Origin of the sequence: Luteococcus sp. Sow4_B9, assembly GCF_052116585.1 — a bacterium.
GTDB lineage: Bacteria > Actinomycetota > Actinomycetes > Propionibacteriales > Propionibacteriaceae > Luteococcus.
In genome coordinates this window covers 35,030-55,444 of record NZ_JBQKKT010000019.1, presented here as the reverse complement: position 1 = coordinate 55,444, position 20,415 = coordinate 35,030, and the positions used below count along the sequence as shown (strand labels likewise).

At 69.0% G+C, this 20,415-nt stretch carries 18 protein-coding genes; 5 read left to right on the top strand and 13 right to left on the bottom strand.

What is annotated here, in order from left to right; genetic code table 11:
- From ACTQ49_RS11525 to ACTQ49_RS11505, 5 genes are all read right to left on the bottom strand, one after another.
- On the bottom strand, positions 1-936 hold a 936-nt coding region (locus ACTQ49_RS11525), incomplete at its 3' end, for a sodium:solute symporter family transporter (RefSeq protein ID WP_441827985.1).
- A 102-nt stretch (positions 937-1,038) separates the two neighbouring features.
- Entirely contained in the window at positions 1,039-2,109 is a 1,071-nt protein-coding gene (locus ACTQ49_RS11520) for an acyltransferase family protein (protein ID WP_441827984.1), read from the bottom strand.
- A 104-nt stretch (positions 2,110-2,213) separates the two neighbouring features.
- Complete coding sequence (locus ACTQ49_RS11515; protein ID WP_441827983.1) at positions 2,214-3,074, bottom strand: ABC transporter permease; 861 nt, start codon at positions 3,072-3,074, stop codon at positions 2,214-2,216.
- Between the two features lie 20 nt (positions 3,075-3,094).
- The gene (gene modA, locus ACTQ49_RS11510; protein ID WP_441827982.1) at positions 3,095-3,841 is read right to left on the bottom strand and encodes a molybdate ABC transporter substrate-binding protein; all 747 of its coding nucleotides are present in this window, start codon (positions 3,839-3,841) and stop codon (positions 3,095-3,097) included.
- Positions 3,838-4,224: a TOBE domain-containing protein gene (locus tag ACTQ49_RS11505; RefSeq protein ID WP_441827981.1), complete on the bottom strand. Its 387-nt coding sequence runs from the start codon at positions 4,222-4,224 to the stop codon at positions 3,838-3,840. Before ACTQ49_RS11505 ends, modA begins: the two co-directional genes overlap by 4 nt.
- Positions 4,225-4,378: 154 nt before the next feature.
- On the opposite strand from ACTQ49_RS11505, the gene lipB reads away from it, so the two are divergent.
- From lipB to ACTQ49_RS11490, 3 genes are read left to right on the top strand one after another with little or no spacing between them, the layout of a single operon-like run.
- Positions 4,379-5,224: a lipoyl(octanoyl) transferase LipB gene (lipB, locus tag ACTQ49_RS11500; protein ID WP_441827980.1), complete on the top strand. Its 846-nt coding sequence runs from the start codon at positions 4,379-4,381 to the stop codon at positions 5,222-5,224.
- The gene (gene lipA, locus ACTQ49_RS11495) at positions 5,221-6,144 is read left to right on the top strand and encodes a lipoyl synthase (RefSeq protein WP_441827979.1); all 924 of its coding nucleotides are present in this window, start codon (positions 5,221-5,223) and stop codon (positions 6,142-6,144) included. Before lipB ends, lipA begins: the two co-directional genes overlap by 4 nt.
- A gap of 9 nt (positions 6,145-6,153) precedes the next feature.
- Entirely contained in the window at positions 6,154-7,044 is an 891-nt protein-coding gene (locus tag ACTQ49_RS11490) for an NAD(P)-dependent oxidoreductase (protein WP_441827978.1), read from the top strand.
- A 42-nt stretch (positions 7,045-7,086) separates the two neighbouring features.
- Here ACTQ49_RS11490 and ACTQ49_RS11485 read toward each other — a convergent pair whose 3' ends face one another.
- On the bottom strand, positions 7,087-8,418 hold the full coding sequence (locus ACTQ49_RS11485) for an MFS transporter (RefSeq protein ID WP_441827977.1): 1,332 nt from the start codon (positions 8,416-8,418) through the stop codon (positions 7,087-7,089).
- Positions 8,419-8,520: 102 nt separating this feature from the next.
- On the opposite strand from ACTQ49_RS11485, the gene ACTQ49_RS11480 reads away from it, so the two are divergent.
- Positions 8,521-9,615: an NADH:flavin oxidoreductase/NADH oxidase gene (locus ACTQ49_RS11480; protein WP_441827976.1), complete on the top strand. Its 1,095-nt coding sequence runs from the start codon at positions 8,521-8,523 to the stop codon at positions 9,613-9,615.
- Positions 9,616-9,702: 87 nt separating this feature from the next.
- Here the strand turns inward: ACTQ49_RS11480 and ACTQ49_RS11475 are convergent, their stop codons facing one another.
- The 4 genes from ACTQ49_RS11475 to ACTQ49_RS11460 all read right to left on the bottom strand — a co-directional run bounded on the left by ACTQ49_RS11475 (position 9,703) and on the right by ACTQ49_RS11460 (position 15,999).
- On the bottom strand, positions 9,703-10,116 hold the full coding sequence (locus ACTQ49_RS11475; RefSeq protein WP_441827975.1) for a hypothetical protein: 414 nt from the start codon (positions 10,114-10,116) through the stop codon (positions 9,703-9,705).
- A 429-nt stretch (positions 10,117-10,545) separates the two neighbouring features.
- Complete coding sequence (locus tag ACTQ49_RS11470) at positions 10,546-13,056, bottom strand: FtsX-like permease family protein (RefSeq protein WP_441827974.1); 2,511 nt, start codon at positions 13,054-13,056, stop codon at positions 10,546-10,548.
- Entirely contained in the window at positions 13,056-13,856 is an 801-nt protein-coding gene (locus ACTQ49_RS11465) for an ABC transporter ATP-binding protein (RefSeq protein ID WP_441827973.1), read from the bottom strand. The genes ACTQ49_RS11470 and ACTQ49_RS11465 overlap by 1 nt, the downstream gene beginning before the upstream one ends.
- 214 nt (positions 13,857-14,070) lie before the next feature.
- Complete coding sequence (locus tag ACTQ49_RS11460; protein WP_441827972.1) at positions 14,071-15,999, bottom strand: glycogen debranching N-terminal domain-containing protein; 1,929 nt, start codon at positions 15,997-15,999, stop codon at positions 14,071-14,073.
- A 169-nt stretch (positions 16,000-16,168) separates the two neighbouring features.
- Here ACTQ49_RS11460 and ACTQ49_RS11455 point away from each other — a divergent pair, with 169 nt between their 5' ends.
- Complete coding sequence (locus ACTQ49_RS11455) at positions 16,169-17,188, top strand: LacI family DNA-binding transcriptional regulator (protein WP_441827971.1); 1,020 nt, start codon at positions 16,169-16,171, stop codon at positions 17,186-17,188.
- A 39-nt stretch (positions 17,189-17,227) separates the two neighbouring features.
- Here the strand turns inward: ACTQ49_RS11455 and galE are convergent, their stop codons facing one another.
- The 3 genes from galE to ACTQ49_RS11440 form a co-directional block, all read right to left on the bottom strand.
- Positions 17,228-18,244 carry a UDP-glucose 4-epimerase GalE gene (gene galE, locus ACTQ49_RS11450; protein WP_441827970.1) on the bottom strand — a complete coding sequence of 339 codons (1,017 nt, stop codon included), beginning with the start codon at positions 18,242-18,244 and terminating at the stop codon, positions 17,228-17,230.
- Between the two features lie 87 nt (positions 18,245-18,331).
- Positions 18,332-18,994 (bottom strand): response regulator transcription factor, encoded by a 663-nt coding sequence (locus ACTQ49_RS11445; protein WP_441827969.1) that lies wholly within the window; start codon positions 18,992-18,994, stop codon positions 18,332-18,334.
- Positions 18,991-20,310 carry a histidine kinase gene (locus ACTQ49_RS11440; RefSeq protein ID WP_441827968.1) on the bottom strand — a complete coding sequence of 440 codons (1,320 nt, stop codon included), beginning with the start codon at positions 20,308-20,310 and terminating at the stop codon, positions 18,991-18,993. Before ACTQ49_RS11440 ends, ACTQ49_RS11445 begins: the two co-directional genes overlap by 4 nt.
- Positions 20,311-20,415: the final 105 nt, after the last annotated feature.

Here is a 20,415-nt window from a genome sequence, read left to right as displayed (position 1 = left end):
GCCCGCGCGCCGCCGCCCACCCCCCCCCCCCCCCCCCCCCACCCCGCCCCCCCCCCCCCCACCACCGACGGCGAAGAGCATCCAGCCGATACCGATGCGTCGCCCGGCGCGGGCCTCGGCGGTGGAGCGCAGCGCCATGAAGCGCACGATGATGTGGGGCTGGCCGAAGTAGCCCAGACCCCAGGCGAGGGAGGAGATGATGCCGATGGCAGCCACCTGCGTCATCGGCGACGGCAGCCAGGCCATCCGGTCAAGTCCGGCGGCGGCGTCGGAGGCCTTCACCAGGCTGGAGACCTCGCCGAAGCCACCCAGTGCCACCACGCCGACGATCGGCACCGCCAGCAGGGCCAACGCCATCATCAGACCCTGCACGAAATCTGTGTAGCTCACGGCCAGGAAGCCGCCGAAGAGCGTGTAACAGATGGTCACGGCAGCCACCAGCATCATGCCCGCGCGGTACTCCATGCCAAAGCTGGACTCCATGAAGACGCCACCGGCGACCATGCCGGAGCTCACGTAGAAGGTGAAGAAGACCAGGATGATCAGGCCCGACGCGATGCGCAGCAGCCGTGTGCGGTCGCGCAGCCGGTTCTCCAGGAAGCTGGGCACCGTGATGGAGTCGTTGGCCACCTGGGTGTAGGCACGCAGGCGCGGCGCCACGAACTTCCAGTTCAGCCAGGCGCCAGCGGTGAGACCCACCGCGATCCATGCCTCCACCAGACCCTTGGCGTAGATGGCGCCGGGCAGACCCATCAGCAGCCAGCCGGACATGTCGGCGGCACCGGCTGACAGGGCGGCGACCGCGGGGTGCAGGTCTCGGCCGCCCAGCATGTAGTCGTTGAGACTGCTGGTGCGTCGGTAGGAGTACCAACCGATGAAGAGCATGGCGGCCATGTAGATGACCATGGCGATGACTTGGAAGGCGGTGTCGCTCACGGTGTGCCTTTCGTGCGACGAGGGGTCGCCGAACGATACCGCGTGTGGTGCCGGGCTCCCGGGGCATCCACCGAGCGGGCAGACCCCGATCTGCTGGCAGGCCTAGCAGGCCGGGACCGGCGGGGTGGGTGGATGGACTCCGGCGCCGGGCGCACCAACCCTGGGCTGCAGCCTGCGCGCCAGGGAGAGGGCCGGCGGTGCCTCGAACAGGCCGGTGATGCCGCGTGCCTGGAGGAATGTGGTGACGATGATCGGCACCAGGATGCCCAGGGCGCAGCCCGTGATGATGTGCAGCAGGCCGTCGTCGATGCCCAGTGCCTTGCTCAAGATGATCCGGGAACCACTGCTGCACAGGATGTGCATCAGGAAGATCGGCATGGACAGTGTGCCGATGGTCAGCATCCACTGCACAGGCCGTCGCGCGAGGACCATGCAGGTGCTCACCGTGAAGACGATGCCGAGCACGGCCATGCACAGGCTGGCGAGACCGCCGTCGGCGGAGTTGTTCTGGGTCGGGCGGTGGAACCAGTACTCGGCCGCAACGAAGAGCACGCCCGAGCCGATCATCATCCCAACGGCGCGTGCCTCGATGAAGCCTTTGACCTCGTTGAACCAGACGCCAAAGGCGAAGAAGACGAAGTTGTGGGTGATGAAGCCCACGAGGAAGTGCTCGGGAAATGCAGACTTCACCAAGAAGATCAGGGCGCCGAGCGCCACCACGGCCAGGAAGGCCTTCGGCTTCACCCGGCGGTAGACCAGCATGGCCGCACAGAAGACCAGGAAGAGGGCATACAGGAACCAGAACTGCTGGCGTGGAATCCACAGCTTCAGCACGTCAGTGAAGCTCGCGCCAGCATTGGTCTGGCCGGCCAGAACTGCCTCGATCGAGCCCTGGAGCAGGGACCAGACCAGATAGGGATAGACGATCGTGTCCACCTTGGTGGCCAGCAGGCCCACTGTTCCCCGCTTGCGGAAGGAGCCATGGAAGAAGAGTCCGGACAGGAAGAAGAACAGCGGCATGTGGAAGCTGTAGATGATGCTGTCCACCAGCCAGTGGAGTTCGGCATTCTTCAGGAGGCCAGCGTTGAGGAGTCCACGAACGACGTGGCCGTAGACCACCAGGACGATGCCGATGGCTTTGGCGTAGTCCACCCACAGGCTGCGGCTGTTCATCTGAAATCCTTGCTACTAAGGGATTCCAGCCTTTCAGGCTCTCTCTCAGCGGTCAAGGGAAATGGCTGTGACCGGCCTGCGACAGGTGGGTGAATGCCCAGCTCTCATCGGCTGCCGGGGTGACTCGGCGTCGTCATCTCCCGGGGCCGCACCAGCCACTGGCCGCGCAGCAGGAAGAGCACCGTGGCGGAGACCAGCAGGAGCAGCGCGGACAGTCCCACGGCCCGCTCCGGATCGGTCTGCATCGCCAGGTAGATCGCCATCGGCATGGTCTGGGTGCGGCCGGGGAGATTGCCCGCGAAGGTGATCGTCGCGCCGAACTCGCCCAGTGCCCGTGCCCAGGCCAGGACCAGACCGGCGGCCAGTGACGGCCACACCAGGGGGAGCGTGACGTGGCGCAGGATCCGCCACTCGCTCGCGCCCATCGTCATCGCGGCTTCCTCCAGTGCGATGTCACGCTGGCGCAGGGCTCCTTCCACCGAGGTGACCAGGAAGGGCATGGCGACGAAGGTCTCCGCCAGCACCACGGCCGCCATCGTGAACGGCAGCTGGATACCGGCGCCCTCCCACAGCCATCGGCCGATGGCTCCCGTCCGCCCGAAGGCCAGCATCAGCGCCACACCACCCACCACCGGCGGCAGGACCATTGGCAGGGTCACCAGGACCCGCAGCGGACCCACCCAGCGGCCGTGCCCCGAGGCGAGCAGCCAGGCCAGTGGGGTGCCCAGCACGAAGGAGAGCAGCATCGCCGCTGTCGCGCTGAGCAGGGACAGGCGCAGGGTGGACTGCACGGCCGGGTCGGAGATGATCGTCGGCAGCTCGAGCCACGGCGCTCCCAGCAGGAGGCTGGCCAAAGGCAGTCCCAACAGCAGACAGCCGAGCAGGGCGGCGGCAGGGATTGCCGGGCTGCCACCCCGTGAGTCCCGTGGGCTGCGTGGACTGCGCCGGCCGACGTGGGTGGTCATCGGGGGAGTCACCAAACGGCTCATGGCGTGGAGAAGCCCGCCGTGCGCAGCACATCGCGTCCGCGCTGGGAGGTGACCAGATCGACGAAGCGCTGCGCCGCCTCGGAGTGATCGGTGGCCTGCACGACGGCGATCGGATAGTCGGAGGTGACGGCCTTGCCCTCCGGCACTGGTAGCTCCCGGACCGCGTCGCCCGCCTGGATCGCGTCCGTGGCGTAGACCAGCCCGGCGTCCACCTCGCCGAGTTTCACCTTGGTGAGCACCGCCCGCACGTCGGGCTCCTCGGTGATGGGCGTCAGCTCGACGCCCATCCTGCGGAGCAGTGTCCGGCCCGCCACGCCACAGGGAACGGCTGGCTGGCAGAGCGCAACCCGGCCGCGAGGCAGGCTGCCGACGGACGTGATCCGCGCCGGGTTGTCGGCGGGGACCACCGCCGTGATCCGGTTCCGGGCGAAGACGACGGGATCGTCCACGAGTCCCTCACCGGCCAGGGCCTCCATGTCCGTGCCGCTCGCGGAGGCGAAGACGTCGACGGGTGCCCCGGTGCGGATCTGTGCGGTCAGGGTGGAGGAGCCGCCGAAGGAGAGCTGTACCCGCGTTCCGGGATGGGCCCGTTCGTGCTCGCGGGCCAGCGACGTGAAGGTCTCGGTGAGGGAGGCTGCGGCCAGGACGGTGATGGTCTCCTCCTGGGCCTTGCGGCTGGCGCACCCCTGAGCCGTGGCCAGTGCCATCACCAGGGCAAGCACCACGGCGAGAGGTCGCCTCACGGCGTCTCCACCACCACGCTGGTCGCCTTGATCCGCGCGGTGGCGCGCATGCCGGGCTCCAGCCGCAGCTCGTCGGCTGCCTCGCGGCTGATCAGGGAGACCACCTTGTGTGGCCCCGCCTGGATCTCCACCTGCGCCATCACCGTGTCACGAACGACGCGGGTCACCAGGCCGGGGAAGCAATTGCGTGCGGAGACCCGCCCGTCGCCGTCCGGGGCATCGGCCAGCGCGACGGCGAAGCGGGCCAGTTCTGGCCCTTCCAGGCAGGCGCGCCCCTGGGCGTCCTGGCTGGCAGTGATCCGGCCGGCGTCGATCCACCGACGCAGGGTGTCGTTGCTGACCCCGAGCAGGTCGGCAGCTTCGCGGATGCGGTAGGTCTGCACGTGAACTCCTGGCGAATGAGGGTGGAATGACATCAGACTAGACGCTTGTGCGGAAACGGGCATCGTGTGGGGTGTGGCTGCACGGAGCCATGAGCTGGGCCGGGCGGCGCACGCTCCGGGCGCCCCATCCGGAGCCCGGCGTAAGCTCGCCCGGGTGAGCGTCGAGTTCGAGTACATGGGCCTGTGCGAGGGCGAACTGATCGAGTACCACCAGGGCTGGGACCGACAGCGTGCGGTGCACGCCCGCGTGGCCGACGAGGAGATTCCCGGGCAGGTGATCCTGCTGGAGCACCAGGCCGTCTACACCGCCGGCAAGCAGACCCTGCCCGAGGAACGCCCCTTCGACGGGACTCCGGTGGTGGACGTGGACCGCGGCGGCAAGATCACGTGGCACGGCCCGGGCCAGTTGGTGGGTTACCCGATCATCCGGCTGCCAGACCGGGTGGGGGTGGTGGACCATGTCCGACGCGTCGAACAGGCGGTCATCGACCTGCTCGCCGGCTATGGCGTGGTGGCCGGACGGGTGCCGGGCCGCACCGGCGTGTGGCTGCCGGCCGACGATCCCGCCACCGTGCCCCTCGTCGGGCCCGGGGAGCACCACCACAAGGCAGGCGACACCGACCGCACCGGCAACTTCACCCTGGGCGGCGCCGGCTCAGTGACCCCGCTGGTCAGCCCGGCCCCCTCGATGGGTTCGGGAGCCGTGTCGACGGCGGGCTCGGGGGGCGGAGCGCGAGCGAACCGGGGCCGGCCGGAGCGCAAGATCTGCGCCATCGGCATCCGGGTGACCCGCCGCACCACCCTGCACGGCTTCTCGCTCAACGTCAGCAATGCCTCCGACGGTTTCGACAACATCGTTCCTTGCGGCATCCCCGACGCCGGGGTCACCTCCCTGGCGGAGGAGACGGAGGGCCCCGTGCCCAGCCTGCTGGAGGTGGCCGAGCGCCTCGAACCGCTGCTGGCAAGCCATCTTTCCCGGGAAGGTAACCTGAAGCCGTGACGATCGCTCCTGAAGGCCGCAAGCTCCTCCGCGTCGAGGTCAAGAACTCGCAGACGCCCATCGAACGCAAACCGTCGTGGATCAAGACGACGGCGACGATGGGCCCCGAGTATCGGGACCTCCAGCAACTGGTGAAGGGTGAGGACCTGCACACCGTCTGCCAGGAGGCGGGCTGCCCCAACATCTTCGAGTGCTGGGAAGACCGTGAGGCCACCTTCCTCATCGGCGGCGACCAGTGCACTCGTCGCTGCGACTTCTGCCAGATCGAGTCCGCCAAGCCGCAGGGCTATGACACGGCCGAGCCCCTGCGCGTCGCCGAGAGCGTGCGCACCATGGGTCTGAAGTACGCCACGGTCACCGGCGTCTGCCGCGACGACCTGGAGGACGAGGGTGCCTGGCTGTACGCCGAGACGATCCGCAAGATCCACGAGCTGAACCCCGGCGTGGGCGTGGAGATGCTGGCGCCCGACTTCAGCGGCCGGAAGGAATTCCTGGACCAGCTCTTCGAGGCGCGACCGGAGGTCTTCGGCCACAACGTGGAGACGGTGCCGCGGATCTTCAAGCGCATCCGCCCCGGCTTCCGCTACGAGCGCTCGCTCGAGGTGCTGACGATGGCCCGCGAGGCCGGTCTGGTCACCAAGAGCAATCTGATCCTGGGCATGGGCGAGACCCGTGAGGAGATCAGCCAGGCGATGCAGGACCTGCACGACGCCGGCACCGAGCTGCTCACCATCACGCAGTACCTGCGCCCGAACGTGACGCTGCTGCCGATCGACCGCTGGGTCACCCCGCAGGAATTCGACGAGCTGGCCGAGGAGGCCACCGAGATCGGCTTCAGCGGCGTGATGAGCGGCCCGATGGTGCGCTCGTCCTACCGCGCCGGACGTCTCTACCGTCAGGCGATCGAGGCCCGCGGCTGATCCGCTGACATGGTCAACCTGCTGGTCACCGGGTCCCACGCGCTGGACGTGCGGGATGCCTTGGTGGCCCGCGGCTTCGACGACCCCTTACGGGCAGTGGTTGAGCCCAGTGACGAGGACTTCGCCTGGGCCACCGCCGTGGTCTGCCGCTCCCTGCCCGACGGGATGGGGTACCCGTGGGTGCATTCCTTGGCGGCCGGCTATGACCAGTTGGAGCAGGCCCGCCACCGGATCGGTGTGCTGACCCGCACCCTGGGTTCACTGCCGCAGCAGATGGCGCAGTCCGTGGCCTGGGCAGTGCTGGACCACCGGCTCAACGGAGCGCACTACCGACGTGCCCAGGCCGATGCTCGATGGGACCGGATCCCGCACCACTGGCCGCCAGGCACCTGCGTGCTACTGGGCACGGGCGAGATTGCCCAGGTGGTTGCCAGGGCCCTGCAGACGCTCGGTTTCCGAACGGTCGGGGTGAACCGTTCCGGCCGGTCAGCCCCGGGATTCGACGAGGTCACCGCGCTCGCGAGCGTTCCGCTGGAGGATGCGCAGGTCCTGGTCAACCTGTTGCCCCTGACCCAGCAGACCCGGCTCAGTGTCGACGAGGCCGTGCTGGGGCGGCTGCGGGGTGCGCTGTACGTCAATGTCGGCCGTGGCGATACCACCTGCCAGGACTCACTGCGCCGAGCCCTGGACGCAGGTCAGGTGCAAGCTGCCCATCTGGACGTGATGAGCCCCGAACCGCTGCCCGCCGAGCACTGGCTCTGGCGGCACCCGAAGGTCACCATCACCCCGCACTGCGCGGCGATCACGCTGCCCGGTGACGTGGCCGACGACGTGGTCCAGACCTTGGCCGAGCTGCGGCGGGGCGAGAGGCCGCGGTTGGCGGTGCCGAGCTCGACCTGACGTTCCCAGCTGGCGGGCTCGAACCGGCGGAATTCGCAGGGCTCAGCCCTGGGCGGGGCCCATTCGCAGGTCCGTGCCCCGGTCGAAGGCGGCGGCGCCGATCGGGCGGCTGGTCAGCCAGAACCCCGCGGCCAGCGCCAGATAGCCCAGACCGATGCCGACGAAGACCGGGCGGGAGAAGCCGCTGGCGGGGATGGTGAGCGCGGCGATCACGGAGGCCAGCACGATCGCGGCATTGAAGACCACGTCGTAGATCACGAAGACGCGCCCCTTCACCGCGTCGTCCACGTGGGACTGGACCACGGTGTCGATGCAGATCTTGAGCGACTGGGCGAACCAGCCGATCAGCACGCTGGCCAGCAGCAGCCACCAGCGGTTGATCACCTGCCCGGGCCCCAGCTGGGCCGCGGCGCTGGCCAGCAGCAGCACGACGATGGTGTGCTGCATGCCCAGCCGGTGCGCCAGCACGGGGACGAGCAGAACCGACGCGGCGAAGCCTACTCCGCTGGCCGCCATCCACAGTCCGATGTCGGCCATGGCCGCCTCCGTCTGGTCCGCGGCGTGCAGGTGGGTGCGGAAGAGCAGCATCACCGAGACCAGGGTCAGGCCGTAGAGCACCCGCTGACAGGTGATGGTCACCAGCCCCAGGAAGGCAGTGCGGCGGCCCACCAGGTGCCGTCCTGCGTCCTGGATGGCGGCCAGGGTTTCCCGGAAGCGGGTGCGCGGCACCGGCACCAGCGGGCCCAGATCACGCGGACCCAGCTGGGCAGCGACGAAGGCGGCCACGGCCCACATGGCAGCGGCGCAGCAGAAGATCACGCCGTCGGCGATGTGGGCGGGCCACGGGGCGCCCAGCCGGATCGCCGCGGCGACCCCACCGCCGAAGAGCACACCGATGGGGCCGATCATCGGCATCAGGGCCGAAGCGGTGAGGAATTCGTCGTCGTCGATGGTGTGCTGCAGCCCGGCCGCCAGCCCGGCCAGCACGAAACGGTTCAACGCCAGGGCCACCATCAGCGACGTGAAGAGCACGCCGGTCACCAGCGGCGAACTGGTGCCGGTGACGACGATGGTCGCGATCACCAGGGCGAGGACGGCCCGGATCCCGTCCACCGCGATCGCCGTGTTGCGGCGCGACCACCGGTCCAGGTAGCCGCTGACGAAGGGGCCGACGATGCTGAAGGGCATCAGGGTGATGGCGAACATGGACGCGATGGCCCACGCCGTGGGCTGCTCGGCCGGGTTGAACAGGATGTGGCTGGCCATGCCCACCTGCAGCGTCCCATCGGCTGACTGGGTGAGGGCCCGGATGAAGAAGAGCTTCTGGAATCGTTCGTGGCGCAGCAGACGACGCAGGTTGCGCAGGAAACGCACCGCTCACTCCTCACCGGCCACCACGATCGATGACCACCGCGATTTCTGGCCACCGCGATGCTACCGGTCCGAGCCTTCTGGGGGATCGGGTTGAATGGCAGCATGAGCACCACACCAGCACTGTTCACACCCCTCGATCTCCGCAGCCTCTCCATCCGCAACCGAGCCTGGGTCTCGCCCATGTGCCAGTACAGCGTCGAGACGATGGACGGCGTCGTGACCGACTGGCACCTGGTGCACTACGGCGGGTTCGCCGCAGGTGGCTGGGGACTGGTGATGAGCGAGGCGGCAGCCGTGCTGCCGGAGGGGCGGATCAGCCCTTGGGATGCCGGTCTGTGGAATGACGAGCAGGCCAATGCCTGGCGGCGGGTCAACGACTTCGTCCACCAGCACGGGGCGGCGACGGGCGTCCAGCTGGCCCATGCCGGTCGCAAGGCGAGCACGAACCGCTGGTGGCCGGGTGTCGGCCCGGGCACCGTGCCCCCGGAGGAGGGTGGCTGGCAGCCCGTCGGGCCCACCACCCAGCGCGCGGACAGCGGTGAGTACACCGCTGAGGTCAAGGTGCTGGACGAAGCGGGCATCCAGCACGTCATTGACGCCTTTGCCGACGCGGCCGTGCGCGCCCAGCGGGCGGGCTTCGACGTGGTGGAGGTGCACGCCGCCCACGGCTACCTGCTGCACCAGTTCTACTCGCCGCTCACCAATACCCGCACCGACCAGTGGGGTGGCAGCTTCGAGAATCGGGTGCGGCTGACGCTCGCCGTGGTGGACGCCATTCGCGAGCGCTACCAGGGGGTGCTCTTCGTTCGGCTGTCCGCCACCGACTGGACGGACGGCGGCTGGGACATTGCCGACACGGTGCGTCTGGCGGGCCTGCTCAAGGAGCACGGTGTCGACCTGGTGGACACCTCCAGCGGTGGCAATGTGCTGGCCCAGATCCCCGTCGGCCCGGGCTATCAGGTGCCCTTTGCGGCACAGGTGCGGCGCGAGGCGGGCATCGCCACCAGTGCAGTGGGCATCATCGAGACTCCAGCGCAGGCCGAGACGATCCTGGTCACCGGCCAGGCCGATGCGGTGATGTTGGGCCGGGAGGCACTGCGTGACGTCAACTGGCCCCTGCGCGCCGCGCACGAGCTGGGCGTGGCGAATGCCGATGCCCCGTGGCCCAAGCAGCGCTGGCGCGGCTACTGGCGCTGAGCGCCAGCAGCGGGTTCGGCCCCAGCCTGGGGTGGTTCGGTGGCCGTTCCGCGATCAGCCGGCGGCGATCCGCCAGACCTTGCGCCCTCAGCCGGCGGCCAGCCGCCAGTCCAGGAATTCCTTGAGATCTCCGGTCTCGCCGTCGCGTCCGCCCCGGCCGATCACCATCGGCGGCGGGGTGGGCTCCAGGGTGACGCCCCTGAGCCGGGCCATGGTTCCACCGGGGACCGTGAGCACGTAGTAGCCCCCGTCGGTGCCGATTGCGAGTGAGCGGTTCTTGCGCAGGTACCAGCCCTGCTTGTCCGTCCTGGCCGTGGCGCCGGAGATCAGGGTGGCGCGCAGCGGTTCCGGGGCGATGCCACGCCGGGTGGCCTCCGCGACGAACTCGTCGATCAGCGGTTGGGCGATCTGCGCCTCGGCCCGGGCTGCCTGTTCGGCGAGCTCGACCCGACGACGGGCATCCTGCTGACGTTGGCTGGGCAGTGGGCGCTCGGTGGGCATGGGCCCACTGTAGGTGGCAGCCTCGCGGTGACGAATCTTTGTTCGTTCAAAAAAGAGGCACCTGGGGGCTGCTGGTCACCCCCAGCAACCCCCAGGGCGTTTGTGGATCGCCTGCGAGAGTTCGTTCTCGATCGCTGCGATGTGGATATTCTTGCACCTTCAAGTGCCCTTGCCCAGCCCTTTGGGTGAGACTTTCTCAACAGACTCTTCACTTTGCCTGAGTGAATCTTGAATCCACCCGTTGACTACGGATTTTGTGGGCCGTTGGGGGCGCTGTCCAAACGAGGAAGTTCCACTGTACGGCACACATAGTTCGTGAACCCCCGGGGGTCGTGGTTGTGCGCCCGGCAGTGTGACACAGGTCACGCCCGTGAACCGCTCCAGCGGCTCACGGGCGTGACCTGTGCTCTCTCCGGTGCGGACTCGTGGTCAGTCCTGGGCCAGGGCCTCCGTCGGGGTGGCGCTGGCAGCCCTGCGTCCGGGCAGGATCGACGCCAGGGCCGCGGACGCCACGGCGATGGCGATCAGACCAAGCGTCCACTTCCAGTCCACGGCGAAGAGGATCCCGGCGTCCAGTCCGGCCTGGCGGAGCAGGGACTTCATCCCCAGCCAGCCGAAGAAGGCGCCCGCGGCAACGCCCACCAGGACACCCGCCAGCCCCAGCATCAGGGCCTCCACCAGCAACATGGTGCGCAGCCCCTGCTTCTGCATGCCGAGGGCCCGCAGCAGGGCGGACTCACGAGTGCGCTCGATGACCGACAGGCCCAGCGTGTTGCTCACGCCCACCAACGCGATCAGCACCGCCACGCCCAACAGGGCCGAGGTGACCAACAGCAGCATGTCCAGCACCTTGGTGACCATGTAGGCCTCCGTCACGGAGCCGGAGGGCATCACACCGGGATTGGCACTGGCGAGCCGCTCCAAGGGCGCCATCGAGGAGCCCATCTCATCCCGGTCGGCCAGCTGGCCCCAGTAGAGCTGCGTGGTGGGCTTGTCCACCAGCTTGCGCATGGTGGCGTCGGTCACGAAGGCCTGGTTGCCCCCCAGCTTCTTGGCTCCCTCCACCACGGTCAGTGTCAGCTTCTGGCCACTGCTGCCGGTGAGCACCATCGTCGTGCCGGGCTTGGCATCGGCCACCACCTGGCCATCGGTGAGGGCGGGCAGCGTGTCACGTGAGACCGTGCTGGCCTGCGACGTGAGCGCGACGACCGTCACGGGCAGGCCCCGAGAGTCCTGCGCCCGGCCACCCACCATGAAGGTGCTCCTGGCGATGTTCGGCAGGTCCTTGAGGCTGTCCACCACCTTGGGCGAGAGGCTGGTGTCCTGCGCCTCCTGGGGATCCTGGGCCGTGAAGTTGCCCATGCTGCTCACCTGGAGGTCCACCGGGTAGCGGCTGTTCACCTCCTGCAGCACGGTCCGTTCTGCCGTCGCAGTGCCCACCTGGAGCGTGACGATCAGGCCGCAGGCCAGCATCAGCGCCGTGGCCGTGGCCGCCGCCCGACGAGGATTGCGCGCGGCATTGGTGCCGGCCAGTCGCGCCGAGGGGCCGGCCAGGCCGAAGACCGCTCCCAGTGCCCGCAGGACCCACGGGATGTACAGCGGCGCCGCGAAGAGTACGCCGATGGTCAGCAGCAGCGCCCCGGCCACGGCATTCAAGACCGGGCCATTGACCTGCGGCTCGTCGCCCACCGGCATGGTCACGGCACGCCAGGCCAGGAAGGCACCGGCCAGCACCAGCAGACCACACAGGACGGCACGCACGATCGAGGTCCGCTTGACCTCCTCGCTGGTGGCCACGGGCTGCAGAGCCTCCAGGGGCGCCACTCGGGTGGCCTTCAGCGCTGGCAGCATCGCCGCCAGCACCGTCAGCAGCACGCCCAGACCGAACTCGAGGGCCAGCTCGCCCAGCGGGAAGCTCATGCCCCAGTAGTCGGCCCTGGTGTAGCGGGCGCCCACCCACGCCAGCAGCGTGCCCAGCAGCAGACCCAGGGCGGAACCGATCATGCCCAGCAGCACGGCCTCGGCCAGGAAGCGTCGGCGCACCTGTGCTCCGGTGGCGCCCACCGCGCGCAGAAGGCCGATCTGGCGGCGTCGCTGGGCCAGCAGGATGGTGAAGGTGTTCGAGATGGTGATCAGCCCCACCAGGGCGGCCACCCCGCTGAAGATGAGCAGCGCGTACTTCATCACGTCGAAGTCGCCGGTGATCTCGGAGACGGCCGTCGCCTGGGAGTCCTCGCTGGAGCTGACCTCCAGGTTGCGCTCGTCGGTGTACGGACCCCTGGCGTCGGGCTGGTCCACCATCGGGACCAGGGCCTGGCGCGCCTGCGCGATGACGGCCGCCTGGTCAGCCCCGTCGGCCAGATCCATCAACCAGAGTGGAGCTGGACCCTCGCCCTTCAGGGCGCTGGGCGTCTGGTAGGCCGTCTGGAAGAAGAGCGTCGACGGGTCATCGGTGATGCCGACGACGGTGAGCTGCTCGTTGCCATTGGTCACGGAATCGCCGACGCCCACCTGGAGCTTGTCCGCCAGCTGACCCGAGAGGGTGATCTCACTGGGCTTGCTGGCCCACGCGCCCTCGGTCAGATTGGCCCAGCGGAAGTCCTCGCCGGGGACGGCGTAGAGGGAGGCATAGACCTGCTTCTCGTCGGTGCTCAGCGATCCCATGCCGCTGGCCGCCGGCTCGACGGCCTTGACACCGGGGACAGCCTTGAGGGCGGCCAGCACCTTCGCGTCGTCGACCCCCGTCTTGGCGGTGTTGATACTGGCCACCGCGTCGGACTGCGAGGTGACCAGAGCCATCGACCGGCCCAGCGCCTTGGTCTGGGTGGCCATGAAGATGCTGACGCCGGCCATGAAGGCGACGCTGATTGCGATCGCCACCAGGGTGGCGACGATCCGCCCCGGGTGGTGGCGGACTTCTCGTGCTGCGTCGGCGAACATCAGGCCCCCACGCGCACGAGCGCCTCGTTGACGCTCTCGACGGTTGGGTAGGCGAGGTCGTCGACGATCTGGCCGTCGAGCAGGATCAGGGCCCGGTCGGCGAAGGCGGCGGCCTTGGCGTCGTGGGTGACCATGATGATCGTCTGGCCCAGCTCGTCGACGCAGGTACGCAGGTACTGCAGCAGGGCGGTGCCGGTCTTGGAGTCCAGCGCGCCGGTGGGCTCGTCGGCGAAGATCACGTCGGGGCGGGTGATCATGGCGCGGGCCACGGCGACGCGCTGCTGCTGACCGCCCGAGAGCTCACTGGGGCGGTGCTCCAGGCGCTCCTGAAGACCCAGCGAGCTGGTGAGCTGCTCGAAGAAGGCCTTGTCAGGCTTGCGGCCAGCCAGCTCCAGGGGAAGCAGGATGTTCTGCTTGGCGGTCAGCGTCGGCAGCAGGTTGAAGCTCTGGAAGACGAAGCCGACCCGATCGCGGCGCACCAGGGTGAGCTGCTTGTCATTGAGCCGGTTGAGTTCCTGGTCGCCCATCACCACGCGACCGGAGGTGAACTTGTCCAGTCCGGCCAGGCAGTGCATCAACGTCGACTTTCCGGAACCTGACGGGCCCATGATGGCCGTGAAGGAGCCACGGGTGAAGCTGACATTGACGTGGTCCAGGGCCGTGACCTGGGTCTTGCCGGAGCCGTAGACCTTCACCAGGTCGAAGGTCTGCGCCACGGGCTCGGCCTGGGGCTCCGGGACGGCGCGACGAGCACCTCCGCTGGCCCTCTCCTGGTCGCCGGTGGGGACGCTTGCTGACATGGCTGGCCTTTCCTGCTCGGGAACTGGGACCGGTGGGTCCCGATGGAGCAAGCCTAGGAAAGCAAGGGGCGAGCGGGCGTCCCTCTCGGGTCTGGAACTGCCCAGCGGGTCTCCACCCTCGGGATGACCCGCACCACCTACCTTGGGCGGGCGCTGTCCCTCGACGGGCTCGGCTCCTCCACAGGCTCGGGGAACGACGGGACCAGAGAGCGGATCAGGCCAGGGTCCGGGCGATCACCACCGAGCTGGTCGCCGCCCACGCCTGCGGCCGGCAGGAGGCGGGGTAGGGCTGGGGTGGGAAGACCTCGTCGGCTCCCATGCCGCCGAACAGTTCCGGCAGGCGGAAGTCGAAGCCCGCTGCGGCCTTCAGCAGCTGGGTGGCCAAGAGGCGGGCCTCGTCGGTGAAGCCCTCGCGCAGCATCTGGCCGATGATGAAGGCAGTGTCATGGGTCCAGACCGAACCGACGTGGTAGCTCAGCGGCCAGTAGCCGCCATTGGTGGTGCTCATGGTGCGAATGCCGTAGCCGGAGGCCATCGTCGGATGCACCAGGCGCTCCACCACCGTGCGGGCCTCCTCGTCGGACAGGATGCCGGTGCCCAGGAGGTGCCCCATGTTGGAGGCCACACCGGTCACCTGGGGCTTGTTCCCGTCGGCGTCCAGAGCACCGTCCAGGGCCAGCACCGGGTAGGCGCCCAGCTCGTCGGTGGCCCAGAACTTCTGCCGGAAGCGGTCGGCCAGATCTGCGGCCCAGGCGCGCCACTCGGCGGCCGCGGCCCGGTCGTCGTCGTACTTCTCCAGCAGTCGTGCGCCACCCAGCGCGGCGGCATGGGCATAGCCCTGCACCTCGGCCAGCGCGACCGAACCGGCGGCCAGGCTCCCGTCGGCGAAGCGGATGGAGTCGCCGGAGTCCTTCCATCCCTGATTGGCCAGGCCGTGCCCCGACTCGTCGCGGTATTCCAGGAAGCCGTCGCCGTCGGCATCGCCGTGGTCGCGGATCCAGGCCAGTGCCGCGCGCAGATTCGGCAGCAGGGCACGCACCTCGCCCGGCGGCATGCCCGCCTCGTCCGCCTCCGAGAGGAGCATGATCCACAGCGGGGTGGCGTCGACGGTGCCGTAGTAGAGCGGTGGCAGGCTCATCTGGTGGGCAGCCTGACCCTGGTGGCTCAGGGCCAGCTCCAGGGGTTCCTGACGTACCTCGTGCAGGATCTTGCCGGGCTGCTGGGCCGAGGCCACGTCGTGCTCGGTGCCCTGCAACTGGGCCAGCACGCGCAGGGTGGCAGCGGCGGTGGTGACATCGTGTGGCACGAGGTTGTGGGCGCTGATCAGTGAGTCGCGGCCGAAGAGGGTGAAGTACCACGGGGCGCCCGCGGCAAGGAAGCCCTCCTGGGGGGTGCTCGGGTGGGCCATTCGCAGGCCGTTGAGGTCAGCGAAGCTGGTCTGCAGGAGTTGGTCGAGCGCCGGGTTGCTGCCATCCGTGGCGGGGGGAACCAGGGCAGGCGCGGCGCAGCCGACGAAGGGGGCCGCCGCATCTGCCAGGTCCAGACGGAAGCCCACCTCAGCGGTGCCACGGGCGGGCAGGGACACTGACCAGTTCAGCAGCACGCCGTCACCGTCCAGCCCCATCGAAGCCTGGCTGGTCAGCGTTGCAGCGGTGTTCTGGTCCCGCCAGGAGAAGATGGCACCACGGTCGGTGAGCTCGGCCACGACGGCTGTGCCCGGCACGCCCGACTTGATGGACTGCATCGGTGTGGAGTCGGGGCGCAGCCGCAGCTGCAGCTCGACGGTGAGGTCCCGCAGGGACGCGGTACTGAGCAGGTAGCGTTCCTGGAAACCGGCGCCGTCCACCTCACGGACGCGTTCGAGCAGCACGGCCGGGTCGACGCCGAGATCGGGGGTGCGAACGACGTACTGGAACGTGACCCGACGACCACCTCGTTCGTCGGTGGCGATGTGCTCCAGGTGGTGGCTCGTGCTGGCCACCTGCAGTCCCGAGACCACCCGGCAGTCCCCGCAGTAGATCCCCTCGACCGCACGTTCGCTGGCCAGTCCGTCGGCCTGGCCATCGAGCGCTGACCAGACCTGCACCGGGGCGGAGAGGACTGCGGAGAGGTCGTTCAGATAGGGCTGCTGCATGTTGGCCATTCGTATTGGTCGATCCACTGGTTGATCGGCGGCGGAAGATCGCCCCGCAAGGGACTCGTGCACTTGACGGGAGGGCTTTCGCGAGCGAGGCTATCAACACTCTAGATCGTTCAAAAGGCGGGGCAATGAAGCCCCCGGTTCGAAACGGAGTTGGGAGAAGGTGGACTCCATGGGGCGTCCGACACTGGTGAGCCTGGCCAAGGAGCTGGGCGTTTCGAGGCAGACGGTCTCGAACGTGATCAATGCGCCGCACCTGGTGAAGGCGGAGACCCGGGAGCGGGTGCAGAAGGCGATCGAGGACAGCGGCTACCAGCCGAATCGCGCCGCCCAGTCACTGCGCTACCAGCGCTCCAACACCTTGGCCATGCGCATCTATCCCTCGTCCGACGGCATCTACGGCGCCGCGATGGACCGTTTCCACCACCGGCTCGTCTCCTGCGCCCACCAGGTGGGCTACAACATCATGCCCATCACGGCCAACGATGATGCCGACGAGCTCGCCCAGCTGATCAGCCTCCACGAACGCGGCTCGATCGACGGTTGCCTGCTCTCCGGCACGGACCTGGGAGACCTGCGACCCGCCGGCCTGCGCAAGCGTCGGGTCCCGATGGTCAGCTTCGGCCGTCCTTGGGGGCAGGACGACGCCAACCACTTCTGGGTGGACGTGGACGGTGCCGCGGCCACAGAGGAGGCCACCCGCCACTTCCTGGCCGCCGGGCACCAGCGGATTGGCTTCGTCGGCATGGTCGCCGGGTCAGGTCCCGGTGACGACCGTCGTGCGGGCTGGCGACGGGCCATGGCCACAGTCGTGGACGAGGCCACGATCACGAGCTTGGACACCGCGGGCAGGGACCAGGTGGAGAGCGGCAGGGCCGCGACCACCCGGCTGGTGGGGCAGGGCGCCACCGCCTTCGTCTGTGCCTCGGACTCATTGGCCTTTGGGGCGCTGCTGGCGGCCAGGGATCTGCCCCGCACGCAAGAGGGCGATGTGGCCGTGATTGGCTACGACGACACCCCGGTGGCCCGTGCGCTGGGCATGTCCTCGATCACCCAGCCCACCGATGAAGCGGTGGAACTGCTGGTCAGCGCCCTGGTGGAGCAGGTGGAGTGCCCGGAGGCAGAAGCTCGCCAACCCGTCCTGCTGCCTGCCCAGCTGCAGATCCGGACACTCTCGGTCTCCGGCATCTGAGCCGGGGAGTCAGGTACAGACCAGCCTGGACAGTCCGGGTCAGTCCTGGGCATATCCATTCGGATTGGCCGACTGCCAGCGGAAGGTGTCGGCGCAGGCATCGGCCACCGACTTGTGGGCCTGCCAGCCCAGCTCGGCGTGGGCCCGGCTGACGTCCGCATAGGACGACGCGACGTCACCGGGGCGACGGGCGACGATCTGGTAGGGAATCTCCATCCCGGCGGCCTCGCCGAAGGCGTTCACCACCTCCAGCACCGAGTTCGGCCGCCCGGTGCCCAGATTCCACACGTGGTAGCCGTCGTGCTCGGTGAGGAAGTCCAGGGCGGCCAGATGGCCGGCGGCCAGGTCCACCACGTGGATGTAGTCGCGGGTTCCCGTGCCATCGGGCGTCGGGTAGTCGTCGCCGAAGACCATCAGCTTCTCGCGGCGCCCGGCAGCCACCTGTGCGACGAAGGGCAGCAGGTTGTTCGGGATGCCCTTGGGGTCCTCGCCGATCCGGCCCGACTCGTGCGCGCCGATCGGGTTGAAGTAGCGCAGCACGCCCACTCGCAGCTGGTCGTCGGCAGCGGCCACGTCGGCCAGGATCTGCTCCACCATGTGCTTGGTGCGGCCATACGGATTCGTCGCACCGGTGGGGGCGTCCTCGGTGAAGGGCGGTTCTGACAGCTCGCCGTAGACGGTGGCCGACGAGCTGAACACGATCGTGTGGCAGTCATGGCGGGCCATGGTCTCCAGCAGGGTGAGCGTGGAGCCGACATTCTCGCGGTAGTAGGTCAGCGGCACCTGGGTGGACTCACCGACGGCCTTCCAGCCGGCGAAGTGGATGACGGCGTCTGGGCGGAAGCTCGCAAAGGCGGACTCGAGAGCGTTGGCATCGCGCACATTGGCTTCGACGAAGTCGGCGGTGCGCCCGGTCAGCTCGGCCACTCGGGCGAGGGATTCGCGCGAGGAATTGGACAGGTCATCGACCACCAGGACGTCGTGCCCTTGCTCGAGCAGTGCCAGCGTGGTGTGGGAACCGATGTAACCGGCTCCGCCGGTGACGAGGACGCGCATGGTGCACCTTTCGTTGAGTACCCCGCCAGACTACTGTCCGCCACTGTGGCCAAGCTGCGACCGGGCCGTCAGGCACGAAGGAGCGGTTCAGCGCAGCAGTCCCACCTCATGGGCGAAGAGCACCAGCCCGACGCGGTCACGGCAGTGCAGCTTGGACAGCAGCCGCCCGATGTGGGTCTTCACGGTTCCCTCGGCCATGTACAGCGTGGCGGCGATCTCGCCATTCGTGGCGCCTCTCGCGATTTCCACCAGCACCTCCCGTTCCCGGTCGGTGAGCTGGCCCAACCGCGGATCGCTGGTGCCCGGGCTCGACGGCAGGATCGGGACCACATGTTCCAGCAGGCGGCGGGTGGCAGACGGGGCGAGCACCCCGTCGCCCGCGGCCACCGTCCGGATCGCGGTCAGCAGCTCCGTCGGGCGGGCATCCTTCAGCATGAAGCCCGAGGCGCCGGCCTTCAGCGCGGCGAAGACGTACTCGTCCAGGTCGAAGGTGGTCAGCACCAGCACCCTGGCGGGGTGGCCTGCGCCCACCAGGCATCGGGTGGCCTCCACGCCGTCCATCACCGGCATGCGGATGTCCATCAGCACCACGTCCACCTGGTGCCGCTGGAGCAGGTCGAGCACCTCCTGGCCGTCGCTGGCCTCGGCCACCACCTCCATGTCGTCCTCGGCCTCGATCAGCATGCGGAATCCGCTGCGGACCAGCGCCTGGTCGTCGGCCAACAACACTCGCAGAACGGCTTGGGTCATCGGAAATCCTGTCCTTGGTGGGTTCTGGGGGTGTCCTGGGGAGGGCGCCTGTCGCCGGGGACGGCGTACTGCTCCCGCTCGGACGTGCGCAGGGGAACGGGCAGGATGGCGCGGACCAGGAAACCTCCCGTCGGTTTCGGCTGGGCGAGCAGCTGGCCATTCATCGAGGTGACGCGTTCCCGCAAGCCCTGCAGGCCATGGCCGGTGGCGCTCGACGAGGCGGTCGAGCCCACGCCGTCGTCGGAGATCTCGGCGATCACCAGGGTGGGGGTGTAGGTCAGGGTCACCTGGGCGGAGGCACCGGACCCGGCGTGCTTGAGGAAATTGGTGATGGCCTCCTGGACCACCCGGAAGACGGTGAGTCCCAGTGTGGACGGCACGTGCGGCGGTTCGCCGTCGATGTAGAGATGCACTCGGGGATCGGTGCGGGCCACCATCTCCGGGATGTCCACCAGGCCGGGCGTGGGCGCATAGTCGGCAAGGTCGCCGGGAGAACCTCGCAGCACGCCCACGATCCGACGCATCTCTCCCAGTGCCTCCCGCCCGGTCTCGGCGATCGTGTCCAGCACCTCCGGTGCCCTTTCCGGCCTCTTCGTCGCCAGCGCGCGGCCGCCCTCGGCCTGGACGATCATCACGCTGAGCGAGTGGGCGACGATGTCGTGTAGTTCCCGCGCGATCTGGGTTCGCACTGCCGCCTCCGTGCTGCGGGTGCGTTGTTCGTGCTCCGCCAGGGCCAGATGGCGCCGCTCGGCCTCGGCCCGGGCGCGAGCCAGATCCGCCTGGGCGGACTCCCGAACGCGCCGGCCGATGGCATAGCAGGTGATGGCCAGACCGCCGCAACCGCTGGCCGCCAACAGGAACATCGCGGTGGGGAAGCCGTCTGTGGCGGAGTAGCCGGCGAGGTAGTCGCTCCAGCGCAGCGGGCCGGCGATGGCGCCGGCCAGGGCCAGCCCCAGCACGATGCGCGCCCGGCGTCCGGACACCCAGCGCGCCACCGAGTAGGCCACCAGGAGCACCGCCAACACGGACGGTGTGGGCATCGGCAGCAGTGCCAAGTGTGCCAAGCAGCCTGCCGTCGCCAGCCCCAGTGTCACCAGAGGGCGCCTGCGGCGCAGCACCGTCACGGCGCACAGGAAGGTCCCGATCAGGGCGGCGTCCAGGGCATGGTCCCCGTGGCCGGCGATCTGGGGCGGGTAGCCGTAGAGCAGGGGCGCGAGCACCGTGAGCACGACGAGCAGCCCGGCGACGGCCAGGTCCAGGGACCAGGTGACGTGGCCGAGCGGTCCGGGGGGCCCGTGGGTCTGCTCATCGGTCACAGCCTAGGCACCGGGTGGGGGCCGGCGGATCCGACCATGGTCCTTGATCCGTCGTGGCGGTCTGACTGCGGTGCGACGTGGCCCCGGTGGGCCCCGGGCGTCCGG